Origin of the sequence: Amycolatopsis sp. NPDC049253 (assembly GCF_040678995.1) — a bacterium.
GTDB lineage: Bacteria > Actinomycetota > Actinomycetes > Mycobacteriales > Pseudonocardiaceae > Amycolatopsis.
In genome coordinates, this window is the sequence record NZ_JBFAQX010000038.1 from 67,507 (window position 1) to 78,595 (window position 11,089).

10 protein-coding genes and 1 pseudogene are annotated in these 11,089 nt (G+C 71.8%); 5 read left to right on the top strand and 6 right to left on the bottom strand.

The window, feature by feature from the left end; genetic code table 11:
- Positions 1 to 32: 32 nt before the first annotated feature.
- Positions 33 to 1,022 (bottom strand): zinc-binding alcohol dehydrogenase family protein, encoded by a 990-nt coding sequence (locus AB0K15_RS43215; protein ID WP_364065477.1) that lies wholly within the window; start codon positions 1,020 to 1,022, stop codon positions 33 to 35.
- Between the two features lie 233 nt (positions 1,023 to 1,255).
- The gene (locus tag AB0K15_RS43220; RefSeq protein ID WP_364065480.1) at positions 1,256 to 1,468 is read right to left on the bottom strand and encodes a hypothetical protein; all 213 of its coding nucleotides are present in this window, start codon (positions 1,466 to 1,468) and stop codon (positions 1,256 to 1,258) included.
- A gap of 378 nt (positions 1,469 to 1,846) precedes the next feature.
- On the opposite strand from AB0K15_RS43220, the gene AB0K15_RS43225 reads away from it, so the two are divergent.
- A complete protein-coding gene (locus tag AB0K15_RS43225) occupies positions 1,847 to 2,614 on the top strand; it encodes a GAF and ANTAR domain-containing protein (protein ID WP_364065483.1) in 768 nt (255 codons plus the stop codon).
- 9 nt (positions 2,615 to 2,623) lie between these two features.
- Here AB0K15_RS43225 and AB0K15_RS43230 read toward each other — a convergent pair whose 3' ends face one another.
- Both AB0K15_RS43230 and AB0K15_RS43235 read right to left on the bottom strand, forming a co-directional pair.
- Positions 2,624 to 3,361 (bottom strand): GAF and ANTAR domain-containing protein, encoded by a 738-nt coding sequence (locus AB0K15_RS43230; RefSeq protein WP_364065486.1) that lies wholly within the window; start codon positions 3,359 to 3,361, stop codon positions 2,624 to 2,626.
- A gap of 25 nt (positions 3,362 to 3,386) precedes the next feature.
- Positions 3,387 to 4,130 (bottom strand): GAF and ANTAR domain-containing protein, encoded by a 744-nt coding sequence (locus tag AB0K15_RS43235; RefSeq protein ID WP_364065489.1) that lies wholly within the window; start codon positions 4,128 to 4,130, stop codon positions 3,387 to 3,389.
- A 195-nt stretch (positions 4,131 to 4,325) separates the two neighbouring features.
- Here AB0K15_RS43235 and AB0K15_RS43240 point away from each other — a divergent pair, with 195 nt between their 5' ends.
- The 3 genes and pseudogenes from AB0K15_RS43240 (at position 4,326) to tal (ending at position 8,847) form a co-directional block, all read left to right on the top strand.
- On the top strand, positions 4,326 to 5,405 hold the full coding sequence (locus AB0K15_RS43240) for an acyl-CoA desaturase (RefSeq protein WP_364065492.1): 1,080 nt from the start codon (positions 4,326 to 4,328) through the stop codon (positions 5,403 to 5,405).
- A 142-nt stretch (positions 5,406 to 5,547) separates the two neighbouring features.
- A pseudogene (locus tag AB0K15_RS43245) lies at positions 5,548 to 7,602 on the top strand (transketolase); the annotation flags it as partial.
- 117 nt (positions 7,603 to 7,719) lie between these two features.
- A complete protein-coding gene (tal, locus tag AB0K15_RS43250) occupies positions 7,720 to 8,847 on the top strand; it encodes a transaldolase (protein ID WP_364065495.1) in 1,128 nt (375 codons plus the stop codon).
- Positions 8,848 to 8,889: 42 nt separating this feature from the next.
- Here the strand turns inward: tal and AB0K15_RS43255 are convergent, their stop codons facing one another.
- Positions 8,890 to 9,099, bottom strand: a complete 210-nt coding sequence (locus AB0K15_RS43255) for a hypothetical protein (protein ID WP_364065498.1) — start codon at positions 9,097 to 9,099, stop codon at positions 8,890 to 8,892.
- Entirely contained in the window at positions 9,099 to 9,656 is a 558-nt protein-coding gene (locus AB0K15_RS43260; RefSeq protein WP_364065501.1) for a hypothetical protein, read from the bottom strand. The genes AB0K15_RS43255 and AB0K15_RS43260 overlap by 1 nt, the downstream gene beginning before the upstream one ends.
- Before the next feature lie 269 nt (positions 9,657 to 9,925).
- Here AB0K15_RS43260 and AB0K15_RS43265 point away from each other — a divergent pair.
- Positions 9,926 to 11,089, top strand: a 1,164-nt coding sequence (locus AB0K15_RS43265; RefSeq protein WP_364065504.1) for a phosphatase PAP2 family protein, incomplete at its 3' end; no start/stop codon positions are given.

The window sequence follows — 11,089 nt, forward strand, 5'->3', positions numbered from 1 at the left end:
GTCGGGGCGCCGCGTGCCCGCGAGTAGTCGCGTCAGATCGAGATCAGCACCCGGCCGAAAGGATTCCCTTCCATCAGGTGACGCTGCGCCTGCGCCGCCTGCGCCAAGGGGAAGATCTCGTCGACGACGGGTGCGATCTCCTTGGCGGCGACCAGGTCGAGCAAGCGCGAGTTCGCGGTGTTGACCTGTGCCGGGCTGAACAGGGCGAACCGGAAGCCGTGCACGTGCGCGTTCTTCCAGATGAGGTCGGTGACGTCGATCGTGGCGCGGGTTCCGGCGGCGTAGCCGATGCTGATCAAGGTGCCATCCACCGCGAGCGCGGAGAGGGCCTCACCGGTCACCGGCCCGGCCACGCCGTCGAGCACCACGTCCACGCCTTGGCCTTCGGTGATGCGCTGGACGCCGTCTCGCAGCGACTCCGTCGACAGGTCGATCACCTCGAACCCGGCTTCCCGCCCGCGCGCCGCCTTGGCGGAGCTGGTGGCGGTGGTGATCGCCTTTCCCGCGCCGAGCACGCGGGCGACGTCGACGCCACCCTGCCCGACCGCACCACCTACACCAGGAGCGAGCACGGTCTGCCCGGGCCGGAAGTTCGCGAGTTCGGTCAACGCGAGGTACGCGGTGAGGTGACCGGCGCCGGCGGTCAGAGCGGCCGCGGCGACATCGTCGACCTGATCCGGCACCGGCACGAGGTGCTCCGGGGCCACGGCGACGTACTCGGCCCAAGACCCGTCCGCGCCGACGCCGTAGCGGCCACCGCTGAGCACCACCCGGGTCCCCGCCGGCCATGCCGCACCGCCGGGCTCCTCCAGCACACCGACCCCGAAACAGCCGGGCCGCAGCGGCAACGCTTTCACCGCAGCCGCCGGCAGTTTCCCTCGCCGCACCGTGTCGTCGAGCGGGTTCACCCCCGCGTACGTGATCCGGACGAGCGCCTGCCCGGGGCCGGGCTCGGGAGTGGGGACGTCGACCGGTTTCAACACGTCGTAGTCACCGAAGCGGTCGAACTGCATGGCACGCATGGGCACCTCATTCGGACAGGAAGTCGCTGTCCACCACGGCCATCGGCTGCCGACCCCGGCTGTGGTGGCCCGGCCACCGGAGCCGGGGACATAATCATAACACGTTTGCCTATTACGTTCTCGGCTCTGCTGATGCCCCGGTCGTCTGCCGATGAGACCGGAGACGATCGACGGGCCGCACGTCCGTTCTCTTGTGGACACTCGTTCTCTTGTGGACACTGTTTTCAACGCCCTCACCGTCGGCTGAGTCCGTCAGATCCCGGGTGTCCCCGGCGGCGCACGATCAGGCTCACCCCGTCGATCACGACAGTGGACACCCGCACCGGCGGCGCGGGATCGACTTCGACGAGCGCGTCGGCCAGCCAGCCGCGGACGGTGAGCAGGCGGTCGGCCCGGGTCACCTGCAACGGGCGGCGGGTGCTTCGCGAGGAGGCGACCACGATCACGCGGGTCGACGCTCCGCCAGCCGGTCCGCGGCGAGCAGGAGGGACAACCCGGTGATCCACAGTCAGTCGCAGGGTCTGCCGGTCACCGGGACCGACACCGCCGTGGGGCGCGGGAACAGCGGTCCGGTCGCCATCTCCGGAGTGGTCCACGATGGGCTCTGCGCGCTGGGCTCCTGTGCGCGCTGACCTGCGCGGAGCGCAGCACCTGGTCGGCTGTCGGCGACGGTCGTCGTGAGCGCGTGGCCTGGGCTCTCCCGGCGCGAAGCTCCAGCGTTTCGCGGTTCGGGCCCGGCGCGCTGTTCGCGTTCCGCCCGGCAGCCCCCCGCGTACGCTGGAGACTCCCCGGTACTTGGACCTCGCCGGAGACGGAGCAGACCCATGGACGACAACTCCACCACGGCGGCCCAACTCGTGAGCGGCCGGGAACGGCACCTGGCCCGCGCGTTCGTCGCCCTCGCCGACACGCTCGTCGCCGATTTCGACGTCGGCGACTTCCTCGGGATGCTCACCGGGCAGGTCGTCGACCTGGTCGACGTCGCCGCGGCGGGGGTGATCCTCCGCGGCGCGCACGATCGGCTGGAGGTGGCGGCGACGTCCTCGCACCGGGCGGAGCTGCTCGAGCTGTTCGCGGTGCAGGCCGACGACGGCCCATGCGTGGACTGCGTCCGCTCGGGCGCACCGGTTTCGAGTCCGGACCTGCAGGACTCGGCCCGCCGCTGGCCCCGGTTCGCCGCCGCGGCGCGCGAATGCGGGTTCCGGTCCGCCCACGCACTGCCGATGCGGCTGCGGGAACAGGTCCTCGGGGGCCTGACACTGCTGGGTACCGAACCGCGCGGCGTGGGAGCCGACGACCTCGCTCTGGCGCAGGCCCTGGCCGATGTGGCGACGATCGGGATCCTGCAGCAGCGCACCATCGAACATGGTGACCAGCTCTCCGCCCAGCTGCAGACCGCGTTGAACAGCCGGGTGCTGATCGAGCAGGCCAAGGGCGTGCTGGCCGAACACGGCGGGGTGTCGATGGACGAGGCGTTCGGCCACCTGCGCGGCTACGCGCGGGGCCATCACCGCCGGCTCACCGAGCTCGCGGCCGAGGTCGTCGACGGCAGCGCCGATCTCGACCTCGTCCTGCGCCAGCGCCCTGTCTGACGGTCCCGCCTAGCCGCGGGCGAACACGTCGGCGGGACTGACGGTGCCCTCGGCGAGGTCATGTGCGACTTCGGACAGCCCGCGTCCCTGAGCGTGGGCGTAGCGGCGCAGCGCGGTGAAGGCCTCTTGCATGTCGATGCCGCCGTGTTCGGCCAGCACCCCCTTGGCCTGCTCGATCACGGCGCGCCGCCGCAGCGTGGCTTCGAGCTCTTCGGCCAGCAGCTCCGCGCGTGAGGCGGCCCGGTTGTGCAGGATCCCGATCGTGGCCACGTCGGCCAGCGCCTGGCCGATCGCGATGGTGTTGTCGTCGGGGTCGACCGGTGCTTGCTTCAGCAGGGTCAACGCGCCGACGGTCTGCTCCCGAAGCCGCATCGGCACGGCGGAGGCCGCGCGGAAGCCGGCGTCGAGAGCCGCCGGGGCGAACTGCGGCCAGCGCCGCAGCGCGGCTTCGGTGGCGAGGTCGCCGCTGCGGACCGGCCGCCCCTCGGCGACACAGTCGAAGCACGGGCCTTGCCGGGCCTGCACGGCGAACAGCTCGACCAGGTCCGCCCGCTCGGACGAGCCGGCGGCGGGCCGCCAGCCTCCACGTTGATCGGAAAGGATCACACCCGCCGCGTCCACCTCGAGCAGCTCGACACTGCGTTCGGCAAGCGCGGCGAGGAAATCCAGCACGTCGAAGCCGACGACGAGGGTGTCGGCCAGGGCAACGAAGGTGCGGGCCAGCCGCTGGTCTGGGGTCGCGCTCATGCAACACGCCTTTCTGCGCCGGTCATCATGCGGGCTTTTCCTCGTCGGTGAACCGCAGCGTGCGGGCCACGACCTGGCGGGCAACGTGGCTCAGTGTCGCCCCCTCGGCGAACGCGTGCCCGCGCAACCGCAGCAGGGCCGCGTCGGCGGTGACGCCGAGCTGGACCTTCACCATCCCCACCGCCTGGTGGATCTCGACGTGGGAGTCGGCCAGCCAGGACAGATCGCTGACGGCGTGCCCGTCGAGATGGCCGACGACCACCTCGGTGGCCACGTCGGCCAGCAGGAGGGCGTCGGCCAGCCGGCTCGGCGACAACGGACCCGCTTGGTCGCGGTAGAGGTCGAGCGAACCGAGGCGGACAACCCCCACCTGCAGCGGGAAGGAGAAAACCGCCGCGACACCGAGCCTGGCCGCGGCCGGGCCGAACGCGGGCCATCGCGCGCTCTCGGCGAGCAGATCGGGGACCAGGATCGGGCCGCCGGTGGCGTAGGCGTCCAGGCACGGCCCCTCGCCGACGGTGAACTGCAAGTCGTCCAGCCCGGCGCTCACGGTGTCGCTGGCGTGCACCAGGCCTCGGTGTCGCCCGGCACCCGCTCCGTTGCCGTTGCCGTTGCCGTTGCCGTTGCCGTTGCCGAGCACCGTCGCACCGGCGCCGGACACGTCGAGCGTTCCCACGCACACGTCGCAGACCCGCTCGATGCGCGGGCCCGACTGCTCCCGGCCGTCCTCGGCGAGCAGCCGGTACAGCTGCTGCCGCCGATCGTCCATCACGGCCACTCCCGTCTCGGCTCTCCCACCGACCCCCTGAGCCTAGCCGTGTTCGCGGTGGACGCGCGGCCGTCGCGGTCGCCGATGCACCACGTCGGGACGCGTGTTTGGCCGACTCGGATCGCGGTTATCCGGTGCGAGAGCCACCACGGCCGCCCCGGACCTGGCGACCTCGTCCGTCCGGGAAGGACACCTATGCCGCCGCGCACCGACACGGCCTCCGCCGCTGCCCTTTCACCGCTCACCTCCCGCGACACGGGAGACCGCGACTACGTCGAGCTCTCCCGCGAGATCCGCGCCGCCGGACTGCTGAAGCGCCGCAGGGGCTACTACGCCGTCAAGATCGGCCTCACTTTTCTGGCCTTCGCGGCCGGCTGCGCCGCCTTCGCGCTCATCGGGGACAGCTGGTGGCAGCTCGCTACCGCGGTGTTCTTCGCCGTGATGTCCACGCAGCTCGCCTTCCTCGGCCACGACGCCGGGCACCAGCAGATCTTCCGCAGCCGTGCGGCCAACGACCGGCTGGGCCGGGTGCTCGGCGGGGTCATCGGTATCAGCTACCAGTGGTGGACCGGCAAGCACACGAGACACCACGCCCACCCCAACCACGAGGAATCCGACCCCGACCTCGACATCCCTTTGCTGGCCTTCACCCGCGACCAGTCGCGCGACCGCCACGGCCTGGTCCGCTGGACCGCGCGCAACCAGGCGGTGCTCTTCTTCCCGCTCCTGCTGCTGGAAGGCCTGAGCCTGCACTGGGCCGCCGTCAAGGCCGTCCGGGACCCGGCCATGCCGCGCCGGCGCAGTGAAGCGTCCATCCAGCTGGTGTCCCTCGCGTGCTACCTGACCGCGGTGTTCCTCGTGCTGTCGCCGCCGGTCGCGATCGCGTTCATCGCCGTGCACCAGGGTCTGTGGGGTGTCTACATGGGATGCTCGTTCGCGCCGGGGCACAAGGGAATGCCGACCTACTCCGGCTCGGCCACACCCGGGTTCGTGGCCCGGCAGGTGCTCACCAGCCGCAACGTGCGCGGCAGCCGCTGGGTCGACGGGCTGCTCGGCGGTCTGAACTACCAGATCGAGCACCACCTGTTCCCGACGATGCCGCGGCCCAACCTCCCCCGGGCCCAGCCGCTCGTGCGGACGTTCTGCGCGTCCCGCGGCATCGACTACGCCGAATGCGGGTTGTTGCGGTCGTACCGCTACGTCCTCGCCCACCTGCACGAGGTGAGCACACCGTTGCGGTCACCCCGCCCGGCCGCACGAGAGGTCTCGTCATGACATCGCAAGAGCGCGCGCCGGACACCGGCGTGCGCCTGGAACGGAAGCCGGCGGGCTCCGGCCCCCGGCCGACCGACGGGATCACCGCAGACATCCGGACCGCACGGCGCCCGGTCCCCCGACCCAGGAAGAACCGCACCCCATGACACGTTCGGCCATCACCCCCGTCCGCGATCCGTCGCTGGCCCCGCCCGTCGCGGCGGAAGCCGGTTGGACCGGCACCGACGTCCGCGCGGTGGACACGATCCGAGTGCTGGCCGCCGACGCGGTCCAGCGAGCCGGCAGCGGCCACCCTGGCACCGCGATGAGCCTGGCACCACTGGCGTACTTGCTGTTCCAGCACGTGATGCGGCACGACCCGGCCGATGACCAGGGGCTCGGCCGGGACCGGTTCGTGCTGTCCTGCGGCCACTCGAGCCTGACGCTGTACCTGCAGCTCTACCTGCGGGCACCTGGAGCACCGCCACACCCGCGGCGTGGAGATCACCACCGGCCCGCTCGGGCAGGGCTTCGCGAGTGCCGTGGGCATGGCGATGGCCGCCCGGCGGGAGCGGGCTGCTCGACCCGGACGCCGCCGACGGCGAGAGCCCGTTCGACCACCACGTCTACGTCATCGCCTCCGACGGCGACCTGATGGAGGGCATCACCGCCGAGGCCGGCTCGCTGGCCGGGCACCAGGAACTCGGGAACCTGGTGGCCTTCTACGACGAACCACATCTCGATCGAGGACGACACCGACATCTCCTTCAGCGAGGACGTCGCGGCCCGCTACGCCGCCTACGGCTGGCACGTCCAATCCGTCGACTGGACCCGCTCAGGCCGGTCCGTCGAGGACGTGGACGCGGTTCTCGCCGCCGTCGAGGCGGCCAAGGCGGACACGGGCAGGCCGTCACTCATCGTGCTGCGCACTGTCATCGGCTGGCCCGCGCCCACCAAGCAGAACACCGGCGCCGCACACGGTTCGGCCCTCGGTACCGACGAGGTCGCCGCCACCAAGACGCTGCTGGGCTTCGACCCGGAGCGGAGCTTCGCGGTGGAGGACGAGGTGCTCGCGCACGCCCGCGAAGTCGGCGTTCGCGGCCGCGCCGCCCACGAACGCTGGAACCACGGCTACACACGCTGGCGCACCGGCAACCCGGACCGCGCCGCGTTGCTGGACCGGCTGCGGAACCAGGAGCTGCCCGGCCGCTGGACCGACGCGCTGCCCACGTTCCCGGCGGACAGCAAGGGAATGGCCACGCGGAAGGCGTCGGGGCAGATCCTCACCGCCCTCGCCCCGGTGCTGCCCGAACTGTGGGGCGGCTCGGCGGACCTGGCCGGCAGCAACAACACCACGATGGAGGACGAGCCGTCGTTCGTCCCGGAGGGCAAGCAGACCGCGCAGTGGCAGGGCGGTCCCTTCGGCCGCACGCTGCACTTCGGGATCCGCGAGCACGCCATGGCCGCGATCCTCAACGGCATCGCGCTGCAGAGCCTGACCCGGCCCTACGGCGGCACGTTCCTGGTCTTCAGCGACTACCAGCGGCCTGCGATCCGCCTGGCGGCGCTGATGCAGCTGCCCGTCACCCACGTGTGGACCCACGACTCGATCGGCCTGGGCGAAGACGGCCCGACGCACCAGCCCGTGGAGCACCTCGCCGCGCTGCGCGCGATCCCGGGCCTGGACGTGGTGCGCCCGGGCGACGCGAACGAGACGGTGGTGTGCTGGCGGCGGATCCTGGAGAACCGGGACCGGCCCGCCGGGCTGGCGCTGACACGCCAGAACGTTCCGGTGCTCGACCGCATCGGCGAACTGGCCGCGGCCGAAGGCGCCGCCCGCGGCGGGTACGTCCTCGCCGGCGGCCCCACCCCGGATGTGCTCCTGGTCGCCACCGGTTCGGAGGTCCAGATCGCCCTCGACGCCCGCGACCTGCTCGTCCACGACGGCGTTTCGGCCCGGGTGGTGTCGATGCCTTGCCGCGAGTGGTTCAGCGCGCAGGATCTGTCCTATCAGGACGAAGTGCTGCCGCCTTCGGTGCGGGCGCGGGTGAGTGTCGAGGCCGCGGTCGCCCAGGGCTGGCGCGACGTGGTGGGCGACGCGGGGCGGATCGTGTCGCTGGAGCACTTCGGCGCGTCCGCCGACTACCGGCGGCTCTACGACGAGTTCGGGATCACCCCGGCCGCCGTCGCGGCCGCCGCGCACGACAGCCTGCGCGACGCGGCCGCCGAGCCTCGCCCCGGCGGCGTGCAGCAAGCGTCGGCTCCCACCACCGGCGGCACCGGCGACCGCCCCGCCTGACGAACCGCCCCGCCATCCCCGCTTACGGAGGTTTTCATGACCACGCACCACAACGACCCACTCGCCGAGCTGTCCGCAGCCGGCGTGTCCATCTGGCTCGACGACCTTTCCCGTGAGCTGCTCGAGAGCGGCGACCTGGCGGCGTTGATCGCGGACAAGCACGTCGTCGGGATCACCACGAACCCGACGATCTTCGCCTCCGCTCTGGCACACGGCGACCGCTACGAGCCGCAGCTGCGCAAGCTGGCCGAGGCCGGCAGCAGCGTCGAGGACATCGTCTTCGCCCTCACGACCGACGACGTCCGCGCCGCGTGCCAGGTCCTGCGACCCGTCTACGACCGCACGGACGGCGTCGACGGCCGAGTGTCGCTCGAAGTCGATCCCGGCCTCGCCCACGACGCCTCCGCCACGGTGGACCGCGCGCGTGAGCTGTGGGCCGCGGTCGCCGAACCGAACTTGCTCATCAAGATCCCCGCCACCGCCGAGGGCCTCGCCGCGATCACCGCGGTTATCGGCGACGGCATCAGCGTCAACGTGACCCTCGTCTTTTCCCTCGACCGCTACCGCGAAGTGCTCGACGCGTACCTCACCGGCCTCGAGAAGGCCGACCTGGAGGGACGCGACCTCACCGCGATCCACTCCGTCGCGTCGTTCTTCGTCTCTCGCGTCGACACCCGGGTCGACGCCCTCCTCGACACCATCGGCACCGCTCGCGCCCAGGCCGTGAAAGGCAAGGCGGCTCTCGCCAACGCGCGGCTGGCCAACCGGATTCACGAAGAGGTCTCCGCGAGCGCCCGCTGGGACCGGCTCTCCGGCACCGGGGCGTGGCTACAGCGGCCGTTGTGGGCCTCCACCGGGGTGAAGAACCCGGACTACCCCGACACCGTGTACGTGTCCGAACTCGTCATCCCGGGCACTGTGAACACCATGCCCGGCAGCACGCTCGCAGCGTTCGCCGACCACGGCGCCGTGCCCGCCACCCGGGTGCAGGACACCTACGCCGCGGCCACGGACGTGTTCGACGAGCTCGCCCGGCTCGGCATCGACTACCACGACGTCGTCGCCACGCTGGAGCGAGAAGGGGTGCGCAAGTTCACCGACAGCTGGGACGAGCTGGGAAAGACGGTCGGCGACCAGCTCAACCAGGTCGCGGCCGGCTGCTGAGGCCCGCCGCCCCTGCGTGGCTGGCCGGTCGTGAAGCACCGCTCACCGGCCGTCGTGGGCGATCGGGCGAGAAGTTCCGGCCCAGGCCGAGCAGCTTCCCCGTTCCTCGGTTCGGACGGTGACCGCCACGCGTGCGGATCCGCGGCGCAGCAGCACCCATCCCTCAGCGGCGCGCTCGACGTCGTAGCCCTCGGCGAGGTGGTGGTCGAGCTGCCCGCCCGGCGCGGCGGTGCCCGGGAACGGGATCGCCATCAGATCGTGCCCTCGGCGAGGGCCTGCCCGTACCCGGATCGCGCGACGGTCCGCAACGCCGCCCGCAGCAACAGGGCGACCTGCGCCGGCGTCCAGCCCGCCAGCGCGGCGACTTCCGCGACGGACCGGCGCTCGACCGCGGCGGACCACAGCGTGAAGCATTGCCGTGGCGGCAGCAACGCCACCTCGTCCAGGAGGAGCGCCTCCTCCAACGCCGCGAGCAGCCGGTCCCGCGCGGTCCCCGCCGCGAGTTCCCCGTGCACCGCGGCCAGGACCAGCCCGCGGATCCGCTCGTCCTCGTTCGGTGCCCCCGCCGCTGAGCGGGAGGCCACCACCGTCGACACGCTCCGCCAGACCCGTGCGCGCGTACGGCGGGAGCACCCCGTGCTCACGGTGACCCGGTAGGCCAGGTTCACCATTCGCACGGCGAGGTCGTCCTCGCCCCTCGACCGGGGTCGGGCGGCGCTGAGGAGGCCCGCGTCGGCTGCCTCGACGAAGACCGGCGCGGCCCTTTCGACGACAGACGGTTCGTGTGGTGTCGTTGCCTCGTCGGACATGGGCGCGCCCCCTTCGCACAACGGGATACCGGAGCCCGAAGTCCGGGGGCGCGCCCCTCGGGTACCCCGGCCGCATGATCGTAAACTCGCCGACCTCGCGGGCGCTTCTCCTCCCGGGTTGTCCTGGTCGCGGGTCGGGCGGACGCTGGGGTGGTCGACCGTGCGACCCCGATGAGTCCGAGGCAGCAGTGAAGGGCAACAACGAGATTCCCGCAGCCGCGAGCGGCCGTCGCCGGATTTCGCTCTCGATCGGACGGAGACCCGGTGACGTGATCTCGCTGGCGATCGCGGCCGCCGTGGTCACCTTGTGTTCGCTCGTGGCGAGGAACCCGGCCGTCAATCCGGTCGAGGTCGTGATCTACCAGCAGTTCGGGAAGATCCCGGCCGCATCCCTCTGGGTGTGGCGGGTGCTGGCGGCGATCGGGAGCTGGCTCGGCATCGCCGCCGCGTCCGCATTGGCGTTGTACTTCAAGCGAATACGGCTCGGGGTGTACCTCGCGACGGCCGGAACCCTGGCCTGGGGGTCGGCGCGGATCCTGCACTGGTTCATCGGGTACCGGCCCGTTCCCGCGGAGTTGTTCGCCGACCCGGCGATCCGCCTTCCCGGTGCCGCCGGGTTCGCCTTCCCGTCCTCACCCGCGGCGGTCGCGGCGGCGATGGCCACGGTCGCCGCCCCGTACCTCACCGTCAAGTTCCGCGACCTGGCCTGGGCGGTGGCGATCCTGGTCGCCGCGGCCGACGTGTACCTCGGCGGTCATCTCCCGCTCGGGGCCTTCGCCGGGGTGTTCCTCGGCTGGGGCGTCGGCACGATCGTCCACCTGGTGCTGGGGGCGCCTGGTCGCCGAACGTCGGCGGAAGCGGTGCACCACGCACTGGACGTGGCCGGGTTGAACCCGATCCGGGTGCTCCCGGTCAAGAAGAACACGTGGGGGCCGCTGCAGTTCACGGTGGACACCTCGCCGGGCGATCGGCTGCGAGTGGAGATCGTGCGGCGACTGCACCGCCGTGCGGGAACGTGGTACCGGCTCAGGCGGCTGCTGGTCTCCCTCGACGTCGAAGACGATCCTCCGCTCTCGACCACCTACCACGAGGCCGAGCACGAAGCGTTCGTAACGCTGTTCGCCGACCGCGCCGGAGTACGGACGCCGCCGGTCGTTTCGGTCTGCGAAACGGAGCACGGCTCGCCGCTGCTGGTGCGCCGGCAGGTCGAGGGCCGCCGCTTGACGGAAATGGGTTCCGCCGACATCGGCGAGTCGGTGCTGGACGGCATCTGGAGGCAGGTCGCGATCCTCGCCGCGGCCCGGATCGCCCACCACGACCTGAGGCCCGAGAACTTCATCGTCGACACCGCCGGCGACGTGTGGCTGCTCAACTTCACCTTCGGCAGGGTGAGCGCGGCCCCGGCTCGCTGCGAGCAGGACCTCGCCGAGGCG